The 17,529-nt window shown below is 57.4% G+C and carries 17 protein-coding genes; 6 read left to right on the plus strand and 11 right to left on the minus strand.

Translation table 11 applies throughout. The features are described from left to right. Positions 1–12 precede the first annotated feature (12 nt). The 6 genes from KGB24_RS22060 to KGB24_RS22085 form a co-directional block, all read right to left on the minus strand. The gene (locus KGB24_RS22060; protein ID WP_223416163.1) at positions 13–2,850 is read right to left on the minus strand and encodes an EAL domain-containing protein; all 2,838 of its coding nucleotides are present in this window, start codon (positions 2,848–2,850) and stop codon (positions 13–15) included. 573 nt (positions 2,851–3,423) lie between these two features. Then, positions 3,424–4,974: a flavodoxin domain-containing protein gene (locus KGB24_RS22065; protein WP_223416164.1), complete on the minus strand. Its 1,551-nt coding sequence runs from the start codon at positions 4,972–4,974 to the stop codon at positions 3,424–3,426. A 6-nt stretch (positions 4,975–4,980) separates the two neighbouring features. Beyond that, entirely contained in the window at positions 4,981–5,205 is a 225-nt protein-coding gene (locus tag KGB24_RS22070; protein ID WP_223416165.1) for a hypothetical protein, read from the minus strand. Positions 5,206–5,226: 21 nt separating this feature from the next. Further along, the gene (locus KGB24_RS22075) at positions 5,227–5,400 is read right to left on the minus strand and encodes a PAS domain S-box protein (RefSeq protein WP_223416166.1); all 174 of its coding nucleotides are present in this window, start codon (positions 5,398–5,400) and stop codon (positions 5,227–5,229) included. 182 nt (positions 5,401–5,582) lie between these two features. Then, positions 5,583–5,933: a YMGG-like glycine zipper-containing protein gene (locus KGB24_RS22080; protein ID WP_223416167.1), complete on the minus strand. Its 351-nt coding sequence runs from the start codon at positions 5,931–5,933 to the stop codon at positions 5,583–5,585. Positions 5,934–6,113: 180 nt separating this feature from the next. After that, the gene (locus KGB24_RS22085; protein ID WP_008033647.1) at positions 6,114–7,001 is read right to left on the minus strand and encodes a helix-turn-helix transcriptional regulator; all 888 of its coding nucleotides are present in this window, start codon (positions 6,999–7,001) and stop codon (positions 6,114–6,116) included. Positions 7,002–7,153: 152 nt separating this feature from the next. Here KGB24_RS22085 and KGB24_RS22090 point away from each other — a divergent pair, with 152 nt between their 5' ends. Further along, a complete protein-coding gene (locus KGB24_RS22090) occupies positions 7,154–7,873 on the plus strand; it encodes a cysteine hydrolase (protein ID WP_223416168.1) in 720 nt (239 codons plus the stop codon). 57 nt (positions 7,874–7,930) lie between these two features. Further along, positions 7,931–8,164 carry a DUF2798 domain-containing protein gene (locus KGB24_RS29475; RefSeq protein ID WP_223416169.1) on the plus strand — a complete coding sequence of 78 codons (234 nt, stop codon included), beginning with the start codon at positions 7,931–7,933 and terminating at the stop codon, positions 8,162–8,164. A gap of 49 nt (positions 8,165–8,213) precedes the next feature. Here KGB24_RS29475 and KGB24_RS22100 read toward each other — a convergent pair whose 3' ends face one another. Then, positions 8,214–8,582: a VOC family protein gene (locus tag KGB24_RS22100; RefSeq protein ID WP_008033652.1), complete on the minus strand. Its 369-nt coding sequence runs from the start codon at positions 8,580–8,582 to the stop codon at positions 8,214–8,216. A gap of 176 nt (positions 8,583–8,758) precedes the next feature. Between KGB24_RS22100 and KGB24_RS22105 the strand changes: the two genes are divergently transcribed. Beyond that, complete coding sequence (locus tag KGB24_RS22105) at positions 8,759–9,307, plus strand: DUF4174 domain-containing protein (protein ID WP_223416170.1); 549 nt, start codon at positions 8,759–8,761, stop codon at positions 9,305–9,307. Between the two features lie 192 nt (positions 9,308–9,499). Here KGB24_RS22105 and ampC read toward each other — a convergent pair whose 3' ends face one another. Continuing rightward, positions 9,500–10,666 (minus strand): class C beta-lactamase, encoded by a 1,167-nt coding sequence (ampC, locus tag KGB24_RS22110; RefSeq protein WP_223416171.1) that lies wholly within the window; start codon positions 10,664–10,666, stop codon positions 9,500–9,502. Positions 10,667–10,825: 159 nt separating this feature from the next. Between ampC and KGB24_RS22115 the strand changes: the two genes are divergently transcribed. After that, positions 10,826–11,713, plus strand: a complete 888-nt coding sequence (locus tag KGB24_RS22115) for a LysR family transcriptional regulator (RefSeq protein WP_223416172.1) — start codon at positions 10,826–10,828, stop codon at positions 11,711–11,713. A 105-nt stretch (positions 11,714–11,818) separates the two neighbouring features. Here the strand turns inward: KGB24_RS22115 and gudD are convergent, their stop codons facing one another. After that, the gene (gene gudD, locus KGB24_RS22120) at positions 11,819–13,162 is read right to left on the minus strand and encodes a glucarate dehydratase (RefSeq protein WP_008044644.1); all 1,344 of its coding nucleotides are present in this window, start codon (positions 13,160–13,162) and stop codon (positions 11,819–11,821) included. 24 nt (positions 13,163–13,186) lie between these two features. Continuing rightward, complete coding sequence (locus KGB24_RS22125) at positions 13,187–14,533, minus strand: MFS transporter (RefSeq protein ID WP_008033661.1); 1,347 nt, start codon at positions 14,531–14,533, stop codon at positions 13,187–13,189. 281 nt (positions 14,534–14,814) lie between these two features. Between KGB24_RS22125 and KGB24_RS22130 the strand changes: the two genes are divergently transcribed. Beyond that, positions 14,815–15,531, plus strand: a complete 717-nt coding sequence (locus tag KGB24_RS22130) for a FadR/GntR family transcriptional regulator (RefSeq protein WP_223416173.1) — start codon at positions 14,815–14,817, stop codon at positions 15,529–15,531. A 100-nt stretch (positions 15,532–15,631) separates the two neighbouring features. Here the strand turns inward: KGB24_RS22130 and KGB24_RS22135 are convergent, their stop codons facing one another. Beyond that, complete coding sequence (locus tag KGB24_RS22135) at positions 15,632–16,540, minus strand: DMT family transporter (protein ID WP_223416174.1); 909 nt, start codon at positions 16,538–16,540, stop codon at positions 15,632–15,634. Positions 16,541–16,636: 96 nt separating this feature from the next. Between KGB24_RS22135 and KGB24_RS22140 the strand changes: the two genes are divergently transcribed. Further along, positions 16,637–17,500 carry a LysR substrate-binding domain-containing protein gene (locus KGB24_RS22140; protein ID WP_008033671.1) on the plus strand — a complete coding sequence of 288 codons (864 nt, stop codon included), beginning with the start codon at positions 16,637–16,639 and terminating at the stop codon, positions 17,498–17,500. Positions 17,501–17,529 lie beyond the last annotated feature (29 nt).

Here is a 17,529-nt window from a genome sequence, read left to right on the forward strand (position 1 = left end):
TCCCTTGAAATCTCACGGCAGGCTCTTGGGAGCCGAGATTCGGTAGCGTTCGCTATCATCGCTGGAAAGGAATCTCCCACGGATCCATTGAGCCAAATCCTGTGGGGCCAAAGGGCGCGAGAAACAATAACCTTGCGCTATCTGGTATCCCTGGCCTCGAAGGATTTCAAGTTGCGCATCGGTTTCAACACCTTCGGCGACAATGTTCAATTGCAAGCTCTTGCAGATCCCGGCAATCGACTGCGCCAGCGTCCGGGCGCTTTCACTTTTTTCAATATCGTCGATAAAACTCTTGTCCAGCTTGATGGTGTCCACGGGCAGTCGCAGCAAGTAGCTCAGGCTGGAGTAACCGGTGCCAAAATCGTCAATGGATAAGCTGACGCCTAATTGACGGACCTCGGTAATGACCGATATGACATTGTCGGTGGCGTCCAGTATGAAGTCTTCCGTGACCTCCAGCGTCAAGCAGGAGGGTAAGAGCCCATGCTTTGTCAGCAGAGACTGGATGAGATCAATAATGGCTCTGTCGCGAAAGGCGACGGGGAAGATGTTTACCGACATGCGAGGCACAGCAAGTCCCGAGTCGCGCCATTGAGCCATCTGCCGGCAGGCTTCGGTGAGTACCCATTGATTGAGCTTGGGCATCAATCCTGCCTCGCGCACCAAGGGGATGAATCGATTTGGCGGGATGTTTCCAAGCTCCGGATGACACCAGCGGGCAAGTGCCTCGACACCAAAGAGTTGGTTGTCGTCGAGCGCTATCTGGGGCTGGTAATGCAGCGTCAGCTGATTGGACTCCAGGGCATTCTCGAGGGCCAGGCTCAGTGTCAGTTCGTCATTGGTTGAATCGTTGATCACCTGGTCGAACACTTCAATTGCCTGGCGGCCTGCGGACTTGGCTTTGTACATCGCCTGATCGGCATGCAAAAGCAACGAGTGAATGTCGTTACCGTGGTCTGGATAAATACCAATACCAATGCTGGCGGAGGGCGCAATTTTTACATCGGCCAACATCATGGGTTCCGATAGTTTGCTGATTATTCTTTCTGAAAAGGCAATCGCCTGTTCAGCGCTGGAAGGGGACAGAATAATGACGAATTCATCTCCTGAAAGCCGGCTGACAAAGTCGTTGCCCCTCACAGAACCCTGAAGCCTCCTGGCTATTTCAGACAGAAGCAAATCCCCGGCGGCATGCCCAAGTGAGTCATTGATTTGCTTGAACTTATTAATGTCGATGAACAACACGGCCATTGATGATTGCGAGCGCTGAGCATTGGCAATCATTGAGTTTGCTTTCATCATCAACAGTCGCCGATTGGGCAACATCGTCAGGCTGTCATAGTAGGCCAGTCGTTCAATATCGTTGATAAAACTGTCCCTCTCGAGGGCGAGAGCGCACAGCTTCAGGCTGGTTTCAAGCAGCCTGTGATGTTGGACCGCAGGGAGGTGATTTTCACGGTAGTAAAGGGTAAATGTGCCTAAACAACGTCCGTTGTTGGAGCGAATGGTGTTAACCCAGCCGGCCGTGAAACCGAACGATTGCGAGAGCTTGTGATCGATGCAATCGCCTTGGTCCGATGCTGGGTCAGTGAAATTCAGCATCATGCTTTCTTTCACATCCATTTTTTTCAGGATGGACCTTTCGGCAAGGCTTTCCAGTGACTGAATCAACCCGGCCGGCAGGTTGAATTCCGCCACCAGTGGAAGGCAGCCCTGCTCATCAAATTGTCTTATTGAAACGCCGATTTCAGGAGCGATACGACCGATCTCCAGACAAATCAACTTCATGATGTCGGGAAGTGGCTCTTCGCGGGCCATGGCACTGAGGACCTTGAACTGCAACTCGTCATTCATCTTGGCCTCGGTGATGTCCGTCACAATAGCCACGACGTCCTGCTGAACACCCTGTGGGTCGAGCACCGGATTGGCGACCACGCGTACCCATAATGGATTCTTAGATTTGTTGTAGACCAGTAATTCAGTGGTGTGGCTTTGTCCTTTCTGGATACTGTTTCTGAAAGAAAGGACGGCTTCCTGATCCGTATGGCGGCCATAAAATACCTCGTCCGGTTTTTTTCCCACCAGGTCTGATATTTCATAACCCAGCATGCGCACAAAACCCTCGTTTACATAGGTAATTATGCTGTCCGGATTGGTGACGATAATTGCACTGTCAGTTCGATTGACGGCAATTTTTAGAAGTCGACTCTTCTCTACTTTTTTCATGATGTACAGCAGGAAGAATGTTGTTGCTAATACCATGAGAAGTATCATTGCAGCGGCGGCGATGTATATTTTAAATCGATCGCCCATAGACTGAAGTGAAGTCTGACTGATGCTGTTTCCGTATTTTATGAAGTTTTTTTGTTCCAGAAGGAGTTGCTCTTGAATGTCCTGTACCGGCTGAGCGAGTGCCCATTGGACGTCGCCAGCGCCCGTGTACTTGACCAATTGATTGAGCACCTCCACATAACGTGAACACACGTCTTTTAAAGCCTGGACTCGGATGTGGTTTTCTTCATCAACCCTTGTGTGTGTGAGGAAACGGTCAAACGATATATTCGCCAGTGTCAATTCCGTGCGGGCGTGTTGCACCATTTCATGCGGAATTTTATTAAACAGTACGATGCGGGTGTTGGCTCGCGACAGGGAGAGGCGTGCCTCCATCAAGTGTTGAACAGTTTCTGCCACTGCGTCGACTTGATCGACAGCGACACTTGATAGGGTTCCAATGCTCGATTGGTTGCTGCTCACTAACCATAAGCTGAGGACTAAAGTTGCACACTGGAATACCAGCGCAGTCGTCAGGATCGTCCTCAAACCATAAGGCAGTGCAAGCTTGCGAAGCAAATAATCCTCCTCTGTCTCGGACAGATAGGGAAGCGTTAGTAAAGGGAGCATCCAGGCAGAAAGTGTCTGGCTGGCAGTTCATGATTGTACGAAAGGAATTCAGTGTTCGGAGCTGTACCGGATGATGTCAGGAAAAGTCGCAACAAGGTGTCGCCGGGCTTTTCTTTTCAAGGGAGAGAGAGCCGCTTTTCCGAGGTTGCTGGCCAGGGGCCATTAAGGCGGGGAATTTTATAAGAAAGTAGTGTTGAATTGAAATGCTTAAAACGTGACGACGAAGATAATTTTTGCTGTCTTTGTTGGCCGAACGGTCAGGAAAGTAAATAAAAATGCTTGTGTGTTAGCTGCTTATCCATATTTGTCTGGCAACCGGCTATGAAGTTGCTGTTTTTTGCATTGCCTTAGATGAAGCGACTTTCGCGGCTGAAAGCTATCGTTAGATCGATGAATATTCATTGCGATGATTATCATCAAGAGGGTGTTTACGCTGTGCCACAGGCCTCTAAGAATAAAGCGCGGTGTAAGAAAAAAGGGCAGACGAGATGCGGCTCGTCCACCCTCGAAAACGAGAAAGCTTCAATACAGTTCTTTGTGCATGCGATTGCCGGCAGACAAATCGTCGACGAAGGCCTGTGCTTCGTCCTCATCGAGTTGGCCAAAGGTCATGGCGATACTCAGTAGCGCCTGTTCGATGGCTCGTTCCAGGTTGGTTTTGTTGCCGCACAGGTACAGATGGGCGCCTTTGCCGAGCAACGCCCACAAATAGGCGCCGTGTTCGAGCATGGCGTCCTGTACGTAATAGCGCGTGTCAGTGTCACGGGAGAACGCCGTGATCACCTCGTCCAGTACGCCTTTCTGCTGCCAGCTTTCCAGGCGCGACTGGTAGAGGAAGTCCGACGCACGACGACGGTCACCAAAGATCAGGCAGGTTTGCGCGGGGCTGTTTTGCAGCTCGATCTGCTCCAGCAGCGCGATCAACGGCGCAATGCCGGTGCCGGTGCCGATCAGCACCACCGGATACTCGACCTGGCGGGGCAGGTGAAAGCGCGGGTTGCTGCGGGCAAATACCCGAACGTCGGGATGCTGCCCGGCGAGATGCCCGGTCGCGGTGCCGGTGCGAGAGCGATCTGCCATGTCGTAGGCGATCTCGCGAATGCACAGGTCGACGTAGCCGGGGTTGTCGTGGGAGGCAATGGAATACGCCCGCGGCAAACAATCGGGCAACCACTCGACCAGGTCTTCCAGGCTCAGGTGCACGGGTTCACAAAAGTCGCCCAGCACGTCGAGCACGTCCTTGCCGTACAGATAGGCTTCCAGCTCCTTGCGATTGCTGACTTTCAACAGGGTCTTCAGGGTGTCGTGCTGACTGACCCGGGCAATGTCGCGCAGCAGCGATTTACCCAGTTGGCGCAGTTCCTTGGTTGCCAGCAACGTGGCGGCTTCCTCGCGGCCGAACCAGTGGCCGATCTGCGCCAGCAATTGCCCGTCGTTTTGCGCGAGCACATACAGGTTGTCGCCTGCGCGGTACTTGATACCGCTGCCTTCGATGTCGAGGCGAACCTGCCAGGCGTAAGGCGCCGTGGCGTTAAGCCGGGTGCGCGAGATCACCCGCGCCGGCCATGCGGCGTTTTCACCATAGGCGGTGACTTGCAGGTTCAGCGTGCTGCCGGCGCGCCGATCGCCCTTGAGCACCGCCGCGAGAGTCGCGCACCAGACGTCGAAGAATCCGTCGAAATCGGTGTCGGCGTCCACGCGGTTGATCCACGGCGTCGCCTGTTTTTGCAGCAGTGCGGCATCCACGCTTTTAGTGAAACCGCAGAAGGTCGTGTAGGCCGTATCGCCGAGCCCGAAGATGGCATAGGGCTGACCTCCCAGGTGTTCAGCCAGGTTCAGTTGATCCATGAAGCGATCGGCGTTGCCCGGCGGATCACCATCGCCGAAGGAGCTGCAAACGATGATCAACAGGTCACGGGAGGTCAGTTTTTCGAGGTCAAGTGTGTTGAGATCCTGCACGGCCAGTTCATACGGCTGCACGCAGGGTAGACGCAACAAACGCTGCGTCAGCCCGCGAGCATTGCCGGACTCAGAGCCGTAACCGATCACGATGCGTTCGATTACCTCTGGCATGGCGGATTACCTGTCGTAGTGTTCGTCGAATTGCTCCTTGGAAAACTCCAGCGCTTCGAAGTCGCTCATCAGGTCGTTGATCACCCGGCGGATGCTGATGTACTCGACGATACTGCCTTGCTCATCGAACAGTGGCTGCACGGTGGTATCGACCACATACAGGCCGCCGCCTTTCCCGACGTTGGGGATCACACCGGTCCAGATTTCACCTTTCTTGATGGTGTCCCACATCTGCTTGTAGGTGCTTTTTGGCTACGAAGGATGGCGCACGACGCTATGGGGTTGACCGAGCAATTCTTCCTTGGTGTACCCGGTCAGCTTGCAGAACAGGTCGTTGACGTAAGTGATGTTGCCTTGCAGGTCGGTGGTGGAAATCACCATGACGTTTTCCAGTGCGCTCAAGACTTTGGTGTTGATGGCTTGCATTGTGTTACCCCAGGATTGATTGAAAGGTTTTTGCAGCAAATTCAAATCCGGCCCACGCACGGTTTAGGCAATTCTATTTTTTAGTCGTTATAAATCAGTCAGTTGGCTGGTTTTGATACTGAGAAAAAAGAGGGTCCGACCCATGGCCGGATCCCAAGAAGAAGTTCGTGGTGATGGCAGGATCAACTGTCCTGACGCACCAGGCGCGGACCTTTGCGCGTCACTTGCTGACCTGGTTCGAAGCGGGCATTGGGCGAGCGAACAGTGCTGATTTCGCCTTGGGCGTCCTTCACTTCATAAGCGGTTTCCGTGAGACCGGCCGCTTCCTGAACAGCGCTGCCGGCAAAGAATCCAACGCCGGCACCGATCAGCGCTCCAATCGGGCCACCCACAGCGCCGACCATCAATCCGGTCACGGCACCGGCGCCCTTGCCAGTGGTGGTATCAGGCACCTCACGGACGACCTGATCGGCCATGCACACAGGTGAGAGCAATAGGCAAAGCGTAAAGCTGAGGGGGATGGAACGAGACATGATGATTTCCTGCTTTGGAGGCATTTCCAAAACTATTTCATGAATCGTGCCAGTTTATTTGTTGTTATATATCAACAAGATATAATTGTGTGTTGTCATATATACAACGACTGGAAGGAGTCGATATGACTCGTAGTGTAGTCATAAAGACTTCGTTTGGGTTCGGCGATCCTTGCTCTGTTACGCCTGTGAAACCAGAAAATCTTGTGCAGGCTGCACGTGTGCGGTCACCAAGGGTGCTTCTGCACTGGCATCGCGTTTCAGCCACTCGGCTGGAGGGCAACCAATGACGTTCAGAAAGCTTTTCGAAAAAGACGCCTGCGAGCTGTAACCGACCGACTCGGCGATCACTTTTATCTGAACACCATCACGAAGCATGTCCTGAGCCACCTTCATCCTCCATGCGGTGACGTACCCCATAGGCGAATTCCCCATTATCTGAGTGAAGTAGGCGGAAAATTTCGACCTGGACATGTTCGCCAGGCTCGCCAGTTTCTCGACGGTCCAAAGCTCATCCGGCACTGAATGGATGCTGTTGAACACCGCGCCGAGGCGCCCATCCTGCAGGGCATAGAGCAATCCACTGGATATCAGTCCGTCTGCAACGGCGCGTCGCACGATCAGGACAAATATGTATTCCAACAGCAGATTCAGCGCTTTGGTCCTTCCAGCCTCCTGATCCCGAAACTCGGCGAGTAACGCGCCAATGACCGGGTCGAGATTCTCCAGCTCTCTGAATGGGAAGATCAGGGTTTCTTTGAGCCCGAGAGGGAAGGGGTGTTGTGTGTTTCGCCCAAATTGAAATGAGGCGCAAATCAGTTCTGCTCCCTCGATCGTATTGGAGCGCAGTTGATACCGGCAACTGCTCGGACAGAACAGCACGCTGGGCTCGGCAATGGAAATCTTTGGTAAGCCAGGCTGAACCATGTCGATACCGCCCTGACTGATGACATGGATGAACGCCATGCCTGGCGGCTTATCGAGGACAAGAGTGCCATCGACCCGGCCAGAGAAGAAAAGCCTGCCTTGAAGGTTCGTGCGTTCGAAGAATTCGGACAGGATATCCATGATAGCGACGACCAGATAAAGACTCTGTACGTGCTGACAAAGTCGGATCAGAAGGTGGGGATAGGATGAAGTTCTCGCCGATGGTAAGCAACGGCCCGCAGGGGCGCCATGGCATAGAGCAACTTTATTACCCACGATCGGAGTCTATTGGCATGAGCAACGACACAACACGCCACGCACATTACGCAGATCCAGCCAGCCCTGCGCTGCCAAATCCAGGGATGGAAATTGACCTTTCCCGCGCTGCGCTGGTCGTCATCGACCCCCAAATCGACTTCCTCAGTCCTGAGGGTGTGAGTTGGGATGTGTTTGGCAAGAGCATCGTCGAACACGATGTGGTCAATCACCTCGGTCAGTTGTTCGCAGCCGCCAAAGGTGCGGGCATCACGGTCGCTGTCTCTCCGCACTACTACTATCCGTGCGACCATGAGTGGAAATTCGGCGGGCCGCTGGAAAAGGTCATGCACACCATCTGCATGTTCGATCGCAAAGGCCCGCTGACCCTCGATGGTTTCGAGAACTCCGGTGCGGACTTCATGCCCGAGTTCAAGCCGTACATTCTCGACGGCAAAACCATCATCGCTTCGCCACACAAGGTCTACGGGCCGGAAACCAATGACTTGGCGCTGCAGTTGCGCAAGCACGGTGTATCGCAAATTATTCTGGCGGGTATGGCGGCCAACCTTTGCGTCGAGTCGCACCTGCGTGAATTACTCGAGCAAGGTTTCGAGGTGGCTGTGGTGCGTGACGCTACCGCCGGCCCAACCACCCCGGAAGGGGACGGTTACCTGGCCGCGCTGATCAACTTCCGTTACATCGCCAACGCTCTGTTGACGACTGCGCAGACTGTTGAATTGCTCCAAGCCAAGTAAGGTCCATGCAAGCCGGCTGCTCGCTACTTGCGACGCAGCCGTCTGGGAGTACCGGAAATGCCCAAGCTCCATCGGCGATTTCGCCAGCGAACTTCTGCGGTGATCCAGTCCGCAATCACCTGCGCTATTGCTACGGCCATAGCCAGTCCTTCAAGCCTTCCGGCTAGCCAGTTGCTGTCGTATGGATTAAAAGCCTGGCTGGTTGCCTGGATGACCATTGTGCCATTCGTGTTACTTGCGACACCGCTGATAAGGCGGCTAACGTCCTTTGTGGTGCAAGAAGATCCTTAAGATGCCCGGCAGCATTGTTTGTGTTGCTGATTTCTGCCGCTGGCCGCATTCATTCCCGGGTGAATATCTCCAGCAGATGCCCGTCCGGGTCATCGAAATACACGCGCCTGCCACCCCCATAATCGTTGATCTGTTGCGGCTGCTGTTTGCAGGGATCAGCCCACCACGCTTGCTGCCTGGCTTGCAGGCGAGCGAACGCCGCATCGAAATCGTCGTCGCTGACCAGAAACGCATAATGCTGAGAGGCAATCGGCGGGTCATTGTCGTAGTAGTCCAGCGACACGCCGTTTTCGAGTTTCACAATCAACATCGGCCCGAAGGGTTCGGGGGCGGGCAAGCCGAGAATCTCGACCAGAAACGACGCGGATATCTGTTTGTTTCGGCACCAGACGATGGTGTGATTCAGCTGAGCGCTCATGGCGGGATCCTCACGGCGGTTCAGGTGTATATCGAGTCTTGAGATTAGCTCAGCCTGTTGCGCAATGACCGCCCTGACCTAAGCTTGGGTCAAGGCGAAACACAATTGCGGTGCGACCCCGGAACGAACGCCGCGATGCGCAATCATTAGAGCGTGGATATCAAAAGGAGATGCGCATGCTCATCAGGTCATTGACCCTGACAACCCTGCTGGCTTTCGCCGGCCCCTTGCTCGCCGCCGATGGCGACTCACCGCTGGACATGGACAAGGGCAGGTCCCGGCCGCTGATTGTCATCGCGCCGAGCACGGTCGACCCGGCGTGGGTCAGCCTGAAAAAGTCACTGGATGAGCCGGCCAATCGCAAGGAATTCACCGACCGGAACATGGTCCTGTACACCGTGCTCAACCTGATGGGCCAGCGCGAAGGCAAAGACCTCGGGCCGCAAGACACGGCAGCCTTGATCCGTTCGCTCAAGTTGGGGGCAGGGGCCAAGACCAAGGTGATTCTGGTTGGCAAGGATGGCGAAAAAAAACTCGAGCAATCGGACGCGGTTGATCTGAAGGCGATTTTCAGTACGGTCGACCAGTTACCGTCCACCGAGAAAGAAGCCACGGTGCCAACCCCGCCGCCCGTCACAGAAGCCGCACCGCCTAACGGTACCAAGGGGGCGAAACCGGGTAAACCGGCGAAGCCTGCCAAGCCGCCGGAAATGCCTGACGATTGAAGGCGTAGATGACCACGCGCTAACAAAAATGGGCGACCTCAACAGGTCGCCCATTTTTGTTAGCGCCGCTTACCCCCTGTAGGAGCGAGCTTGCTCGCGAAGAACCTGAGAGCTCCAGGGTGTCAGGTATGCAGCGTTATCGTTGACGACCATCGCGAGCAGGCTCGCTCCTACAGGAGGTTGGTTCGTAGGTTACTGAGTCAATGCACTCAACACCGCATGGGCGATTTTGACTCGCTCCGGGTTCGGGTAGTTTTTGTTGGCCAGGATCACAATGCCGATGTCTTTCGAGGGCACGTACGCCACATACGCACCGAAGCCACCGGTGGAGCCGGTCTTGTTGATCAACACGTTGTCCGGTTGAGCTTGCGGCGGGTTCAGCCACTGGACTTTGTGCGCCTCCATCGCCATCGGCGACGAGTTGCCGGCGAGCAATTTATCGAGGGTGATCGGGTAGTGGTAAAACTCCCAGCCCAGCCCCTGGGTCATGTCGCCGACCGTGTAGTAACCGGCATGCGTCGTGGCGATGGCTTGCTGCATCGGCGCTTCAAGGCCAGACGGTTTGATGTTCGCCTCGACGTAGCGAAGCAGGTCCGAGGCGCTGGTTTTTACACCATACGCTTCTGAGTCCAGCGCGCCCGGCTCGACCCGCACCGGCTTGTCTTCCTTGTTGTAACCCTGAGCGTAAAGCGCCATCTGATCCTGCGGCACCTTGAGGAAGGTGTGCTTCAAGCCGAGCTTGGGCAGCACGGTCTTTTCCATCAGCTCATCAAACGGCTGCCCCATGCTGTTGGCCGCCAGATATCCAAACAACCCCAGGCTCGGGTTCGAATACAGCCGATGGCTGCCGGCGGCGTATTCCGGTTTCCACTGTTTGAAATAGCCGAGCATCTTGTCCGCTGCATCGGCATTGTCAGGGAATTGCAGCGGCAGGCCGCCGGCGGTGTAGGTGCCCAGTTGCAGCACGCTGACGTGATCGAACGCGCTGTCGCGCAATGCCGGCAGGACATGACTGGCCTTGTCCGACAGGGACAGTTTGCCGCTGGCCTGGGCGTAGGCGGCGAGGGTGGCGGTGAAGGTTTTGCTCACCGAACCGATCTCGAACAGGGTGCTTTCGGTGACGGGCGTGCCGGTTTCCTTCGAGGCTACGCCGTAGTTAAAGTAATGCTGCTTGCCATTCACGGTGATCGCGACGGCCATGCCGGGAATGTTCTGTTGCTGCATGATCGGGGTAACCGCGGCATTCACCGCGGCTTCGATCTGCGTGTCAGTCTGATTCCCGGCAACGCAGTAACCTGCACTGAGGAGCAGTCCGAAAGCGCTGCAGGATAAGACCTTGCCGAATGTTGAGTTGTGCATGATTGAGCTGCTGTCCATGAGATTTGATGATTAAACCCGCTACACTCCGAGCGGTTTATGAATCGGGCCGTCGCCGGGCGTGCCAAATCTATTCAGTATGCCGTGCTTCGACAAACGACAATATCTCGGCTTAGCCATTAGAAAAATTTGGGAGTTGGCATGATCCGCCCGCAATTACCGCTCAACGCACTGCGCGCCTTCGAGGCCTCTGCGCGTCATCTGAGTTTTACACGGGCGGCGGTGGAGTTGTGCGTCACGCAAGCCGCGGTGAGTCATCAGGTCAAAAGCCTGGAAGCCCAGCTCAACGTCACCCTGTTCAAACGCCTGCCACGCGGGCTGATGCTGACCAGTGAAGGGGAGACCTTGTTGCCGGTGCTGCGTGAGTCCTTCGATCGAATCGCCGAAACCCTGGAGCGTTTCGAAGGCGGGCATTTTCGCGAAGTGTTGACGGTGGGCGCAGTGGGGACGTTTGCGGTCGGTTGGCTATTGCCGCGACTGGCGGACTTTCAGGCGAAACATCCGTTCATAGATTTGCGCCTGTCGACCCACAACAATCGAGTGGATGTGGCGGCAGAAGGGCTGGATTACGCGATTCGGTTTGGCGCGGGAGCGTGGCACGGGATTGAAGCGGTCAGGTTGATCGAAGCGCCGTTGTCGGTGTTGTGCGTGCCCGAGATTGCCCGGCAACTGCACACGCCGGACGATCTGTTGCAGCAAACGTTGCTGCGTTCCTATCGCACGGATGAGTGGCCCGAATGGTTTCAGGCCACTGGCCTGCCTGCCCATGCCGCACCGCCTCGCAGCATCGTCTTCGATTCCTCGCTGGCGATGATGGAGGCGGCGTTGCAAGGTGCGGGTGTGGCCTTGGCGCCGCCGTTGATGTTCGCCCGGCAACTGGCGGCGGGAGTCATCGAGCAACCGTTCGCTATCGGCATCACCACCGGCAGCTACTGGCTGACCCGCTTGCAGTCACGGCCCGAAACGTCGGCGATGGCGGCGTTCAAGGGGTGGCTTTTGCATGCCGCCCAAACACCGCTCACCCTGTAGGAGCCGGCTTGCTGGCGATGGCGTCCTATCAGACGATAAATGTGTCGACTGAACCACCGCTATCGCCAGCAAGCCGGCTCCTACAGGTGTGCGGTGTACCGACGACTAGCGCACCAGGCTCGGTCGCTTGTTATCGAATTTCCACCCCGGAATCAGAAACTGCATCGCCACGCTGTCATCCCGCGCACCCAGCCCCATGCCTTTGTACAGCTCATGGGCCTTGGCCAGTTGGTCCATGTCCAGCTCAACCCCGAGCCCCGGTTTCTTCGGCACTTGTACGCAACCGTCGACGATTTGCAGCGGCGCTTTGGTCAGGCGCTGGCCGTCCTGCCAGATCCAGTGGGTGTCGATGGCGGTGATTTCACCCGGTGCAGCAGCCGCGACGTGGGTGAACATCGCCAGGGAAATATCGAAGTGGTTGTTGGAGTGCGAGCCCCAGGTCAGGCCCCATTCGTGGCACATCTGCGCCACGCGAACCGAACCCTGCATTGTCCAGAAGTGCGGGTCGGCCAGCGGGATGTCCACCGATTGCAACTGGATCGCGTGACCCATTTCCCGCCAGTCGGTGGCGATCATGTTGGTCGCGGTTTTCAGGCCCGTGGCGCGGCGGAATTCGGCCATGACTTCCCGGCCTGAATAACCGTTTTCCGCACCGCACGGGTCTTCGGCGTAAGCGAGGACGTGATGCTGATCGCGGCACAAACGGATCGCTTCTTTCAGCGACCAGGCGCCATTCGGATCAAGGGTGATGCGCGCGTCGGGAAAGCGTTCGGCCAGCGCGGTGACCGCTTCGATTTCTTCGTCGCCACTGAGCACGCCGCCCTTGAGCTTGAAGTCCTTGAACCCGTAACGGGCGTGGGCGGCTTCCGCCAGGCGCACCACGGCGTCGGCGGTCATGGCTTTCTCGTGGCGTACGCGGAACCAGTCGTTGTCGGCGTCCGGTTCGCTGCGGTAAGCCAGATCGGTGGCGTTGCGATCACCGACATAAAACAGATAGCCGAGCATCTTCACTTCGTCGCGTTGCTGGCCTTCGCCGAGCAGCGCCGCGACGGGCACGTCCAGATGCTGGCCGAGCAAATCGAGCAGCGCCGCTTCCAGGCCCGTCACCGCGTGAATGGTGATGCGCAGGTCGAACGTCTGCAAGCCGCGACCACCGGCATCGCGGTCGGCGAAGGTCTGGCGCACCTGGTTAAGAATTCTCTGATAGGTGCCGATCGGGCTGCCGACCACCAGGCTGCGCGCATCTTCCAGAGTCTGGCGAATGCGCTCGCCCCCCGGCACTTCACCGACGCCGGTGTGCCCGGCATTGTCCTTGAGGATCACGATGTTGCGGGTGAAAAACGGGCCATGGGCGCCGCTCAGGTTGAGCAGCATGCCATCGTGACCGGCCACCGGAACCACTTGCATGCTGGTGATGATCGGGGCTTTTGCAGTGTCTTGTTGGTTCATGTTCTTGTCCTTAAATAGCAGCGATCAGGCGTGGTTGGGCGTTGGTTTGCCCAGCGCAACGGCTGGTGCGGTTTTCGGTGTGTTGCGTGCAGCGAAGACGATGATCGCGGCGATGATCGAGGTCGCGGCCAAACCGTACAGGCCGCCCTGAATCGAGCCGGTGTGTTGTTCCAGCAGGCCGAAAGTGGTCGGCGCGACGAAGCCTCCGAGGTTGCCCACCGAGTTGATCAGCGCGATCACGCCGGCGGCGATCCGTGCATCGAGGTACGCCTGGGGAATTGGCCAGAACAGCGAAGAAGCCGATTTGAACCCCAGCGCCGCGAAGCAGATCGCCACGAAAGCGAAGACCGGCCCGCCGGTGGTGGACATGAACATCCCCGCCGCAGCGATCAGCAGGGCAGCGGCGACCCAGGCTTGCTGGTGTTTCCATTTCGTCGAGAGCGACGCGAAGGCGTACATGCCGACAATCGACAGCAACCACGGGATCGAGTTGAACAGCCCGACCTGAATGTCGCTGAGGTCGCCCATCTTCTTGATGATGCTCGGCAGCCAGAAGGTCGCGGCGTAAATGGTCAGCTGGATGAAGAAGTAGATCAGGCAGAACAGGATGATCTGGCGATCCTTGAGCAGCGTGCCCAGCGACGGTTTGATCGGCGTCGCGGCTTCGCGGGCCAGTTGTTCGTCATCGATGGCTTTGACCAGCGCGTCTTGCTCATCGCGGCTCAGCCATTTGGCGTCGTGGGGTTTGGAGTCAAGCCAGAACCAGACGAATACGCACAGCCCGACCGAGAACATGCCTTCAATGAAATACATCCATTGCCAGCCGTGCATGCCGAACCCGCTGATTTGCAGGAGCAGACCGGACAACGGGCCGGAGATCAACGAGGCAATGGCCGAGCCGCTGAGGAAGATCGCGATGGCCTTGCCGCGTTCTACTCCGGGCAACCAGCGCGTGAAGTAATAAATCACCCCGGGGAAGAAGCCGGCTTCAGCCACGCCCAACAGGAATCGCAGGATGTAGAAGTGGGTTTCGTTCTGGATGAACGCCATGCAGGCGGCCACCAGACCCCAGGTCAGCATGATGCGGGTCAGCCAGATTCGTGCGCCGACTTTTTGCAGAAGGATGTTGGAGGGGACTTCGAACAGCGCGTAGCCGATGAAGAACAGGCCGGCACCGAGGCCGTAGGCGGCAGCACCAATGCCCAGGTCATGTTCCATGTGGGCGCGGACGAAGCCGATGTTCACGCGGTCGATGTAGTTGACGATGAACATGATGACGAACAGCGGCAGAACGTGGCGTTTCACTTTCGAGATGGCGGACTTCAGGACCGAATCGGCACCGTCGTGCATCCCGGATACGGATGTATTCACTTGGTTTTCTCCCACTGATTATTTTTATGCGGGGTGTTGCAGGTGTGGCGTTGTTGCTAGACATCATACAACTACATTTTTTTATCCTGCAAGAGGTAATGCTCAACAAAATAGTATGGTTAAGGTCATTTTTTATTCGGTTTAGGGGCGTTTGTATGCTTTGTTTTAGTCTTGGATGTCTGTTTTGTTGAGTGTTGTCATACAAGTTGGAGGCGGTTTTCTTGAGAAACCGTTCGACCGCAGTGCTACGATCCGCTTAGCCCTGCTTCCGGATGATTGCCATGCAAGATGACCTCGACGCGCCTGCCCGCAAGCGCACTCACAACCTGGCCCATGACCTGGTCGCGAAACTGACCCAGAGCATCCTGCTCGGCCAGATGCTGCCGGGGGACAAGCTACCGTCGGAGAACAGCATCGTTCAGGAGCACGGGGTCAGTCGCACCGTGGTGCGCGAGGCGATCTCGAAGTTGCAGGCGTCGGGGCTGGTGGAAACCCGGCACGGCATCGGCACGTTTGTCATCGAGCGCGCACCGGAGCAGGGGCTACGACTGAATGTCGATACCGCGCTGGGCGTGCGCAGCATCCTGGAGTTGCGCCTGGGCCTCGAAACCCAGGCCGCCGCGCTGGCGGCGATTCGGCGCACGGACCAGCAATTGGCGCAGATGCGCGAAGCGCTGGACGATTACCAAAGCCTGCTCGCCAACAACGACAGTTGTGTCGAAGCCGACAGGCGTTTCCATCTGCTGATCGCCGAGGCCACCGGCAATGTCTGCTTCACGGAAATCATGCAGCACCTGGGCAGCGCGATGATCCCCCGCACTCGCGTCAACGCGGCTGAACGTGGCGCGGCGGATTTGAGCAAGCTGGGGCAGTTGGCCAATCTGGAACACGAGGCGATTCTCAACGCGATCAAGCGTCAGGATGCGGACGCGGCGCGGGCGGCAATGTGGCTGCACCTGACCAACAGTCGGGACCGGTTTCTGGCGGATCGCGATTAACCGCCTTCGCGGAATCCGGCTGGCGCAGAGCCGAGCCGCGATCCCCTGTAGGAGCCGGCTTGCCGGCGAAGGCGCCAGCCCCATCACCACAAAACTCCAATCAAACACCCTCCACCCGAATCGCCACCAACCGCCGCTCCAGATTCAACGCCAGCACACTGACCAACACCACTGTCCCCCCGACAACGATCATCACCGTCGGCCGCTCCCCCAGCGCAAACGAGGCAATCGCCATGGCCGTCGGCGGCACCAGATACAGCGTCATCGTCGCCCGGCTCAAATCAACGTGAGCCAACACAAATGCCCAGGCCAGGTAGGCGAGCGCGCTCGGAAAAATGCCCAGCGCCAGCACTGCCAGCTGCACCTGCATCGGCGCGTTGACCACTTGTGCCGCCAACCCCGGCAGATAAACCAGTAACAACGCGGTCCCCGACCACACCGTGTAGCAGACCAGTGTCAGCCCGTCGTAACGCCCGGAGTGATGTTTCTGCAACGCGAAGTAGAAACTCCAGGACACCGCCGCCAGCAGAATCAACAGGCCATGGGCGTCGATGCTGCCCAGTCCGCGATCGCCCGCGACCACAATCACCACACCGATCAATCCCAGAAAAACACAGCCCCAGCGCCACGCGCTCACTTGGTCTTTGAACACGAAGCGCGCCAGCAGTGTGCTGAACAAGGGCGTCGATTGCGCCAACACGCTGGACGCACCGGCGCTGACCCCTTGCTGACCAAAATTGATCGCCACGTGATGCAGGCTCACCGCAAAAAAGCCGAGGCCGAACAGCATTGGCAAATCGCGAAGGGTCGGCAGGCTGATGCCTTTGAACACCGCGACCAGCGCCATGAACACCGACGCCAGCAGAAACCGCAGCGATGCCAGATGCCCGGGATCATAGGCTTGCAAGCCGATGTGAATACCGGTCGGGGAATAGCCCCAGCACGCGACGACGAAGGCCATGGCCAGGATGATTTTGAGGGGAGGGGTGGCAGTTGAGAGCGCTTGCATGGTCGGGCACCTGTGGGCAGATGCTTCGAGTATCAGAATGCGGACCGTTCGCCACAACTGACTTATACTGCGCTAACCGTTCACTTTGGGTGATGTATGGAGCTGGCACAGATTCGCATGTTCAAAACCGTGGCCGACGTCGGCAGCATCGCCCGGGCGGCCGAGCTGTTGCATTGCGTGCCGTCGAACATCACGGCACGGATCAAGTCGCTGGAAGCGGAGTTGGGCGTCGCGTTGTTTATCCGCGAAGGCAGAGGGTTGCGCATCAGTCCGTCGGGACAGACTTTTCTGGCCTACGCCTCGAAGATTCTTGCCATGACGGCTGAGGCCAAACGGGCGGTCGACCCCGCCGCCGAGCCGTCCGGCCCGTTGCGCATCGGCGCCATCGAATCGTCGGCCACCGGTCGCTTGCCGCGTTTGCTCGCCAAGTTCCACAAGCGTTATCCGGCGGTGGCGCTGGAGCTGACCACCGGCACCTGGGGCCAATTGCTCGATGACACCGCCAACCACCGGCTCGACGGCGCAATCGTCGCGGTGGATGTCGAGCGCTCACAACTCAAGCGCACGCCGATGTACCGCGAGGAGCTGCTGCTGATTGCCTCGACGTCGCTGGGGCCGGTGCGCGAGATCGCCGATTTGCAGGACAAGACCGTGTTCATGTGGCCCCAGGGGTGTCCTTACCGTGCGGCGCTGGAACATTGGTTGTTGCGCCAGGGGCAGGCGCTGCCGATTGTCAGCCTGGCGAGTTACGGCGCGATTGTCGGGTGCGTCAGCGCGGGGGCGGGGGTCGCGCTGGTGCCTAAAGGAGTATTCGATCAGTACGCCAAAGGCGCGGGGTGCGCGGGGTATGAGTTCCCTGAACTGACCGCCATCGACAACCTGTTTTACTGGCATGAAAACGCCGGGGTTCACCCGGCGCGAGAAGCGTTTGTGGCGATGTTGCGCGAGGAGTTCACGTAAGAACACCGCGCCCCCCTGTAGGAGCCGGC

Origin of the sequence: Pseudomonas sp. BF-RE-25 (assembly GCF_019956105.1) — a bacterium.
Taxonomy (GTDB): Bacteria; Pseudomonadota; Gammaproteobacteria; order Pseudomonadales; family Pseudomonadaceae; genus Aquipseudomonas; species Aquipseudomonas migulae.

Coding starts and splice junctions, on each gene's coding strand:
- KGB24_RS22115 (WP_223416172.1), top strand. CDS start 10,826: ATGATCCGCCCGCAATTACCGCTCAACGCACTGCGCGCCTTCGAGGCC.
- KGB24_RS29475 (WP_223416169.1), top strand. CDS start 7,931: ATGCCCAAGCTCCATCGGCGATTTCGCCAGCGAACTTCTGCGGTGATC.
- ampC (WP_223416171.1), bottom strand. CDS start 10,666: ATGCACAACTCAACATTCGGCAAGGTCTTATCCTGCAGCGCTTTCGGA.
- KGB24_RS22140 (WP_008033671.1), top strand. CDS start 16,637: ATGGAGCTGGCACAGATTCGCATGTTCAAAACCGTGGCCGACGTCGGC.
- KGB24_RS22070 (WP_223416165.1), bottom strand. CDS start 5,205: ATGTGGGACACCATCAAGAAAGGTGAAATCTGGACCGGTGTGATCCCC.
- KGB24_RS22100 (WP_008033652.1), bottom strand. CDS start 8,582: ATGAGCGCTCAGCTGAATCACACCATCGTCTGGTGCCGAAACAAACAG.
- KGB24_RS22080 (WP_223416167.1), bottom strand. CDS start 5,933: ATGTCTCGTTCCATCCCCCTCAGCTTTACGCTTTGCCTATTGCTCTCA.
- KGB24_RS22065 (WP_223416164.1), bottom strand. CDS start 4,974: ATGCCAGAGGTAATCGAACGCATCGTGATCGGTTACGGCTCTGAGTCC.
- KGB24_RS22105 (WP_223416170.1), top strand. CDS start 8,759: ATGCTCATCAGGTCATTGACCCTGACAACCCTGCTGGCTTTCGCCGGC.
- KGB24_RS22130 (WP_223416173.1), top strand. CDS start 14,815: ATGCAAGATGACCTCGACGCGCCTGCCCGCAAGCGCACTCACAACCTG.
- KGB24_RS22135 (WP_223416174.1), bottom strand. CDS start 16,540: ATGCAAGCGCTCTCAACTGCCACCCCTCCCCTCAAAATCATCCTGGCC.
- gudD (WP_008044644.1), bottom strand. CDS start 13,162: ATGAACCAACAAGACACTGCAAAAGCCCCGATCATCACCAGCATGCAA.
- KGB24_RS22090 (WP_223416168.1), top strand. CDS start 7,154: ATGAGCAACGACACAACACGCCACGCACATTACGCAGATCCAGCCAGC.
- KGB24_RS22075 (WP_223416166.1), bottom strand. CDS start 5,400: ATGCAAGCCATCAACACCAAAGTCTTGAGCGCACTGGAAAACGTCATG.
- KGB24_RS22085 (WP_008033647.1), bottom strand. CDS start 7,001: ATGGATATCCTGTCCGAATTCTTCGAACGCACGAACCTTCAAGGCAGG.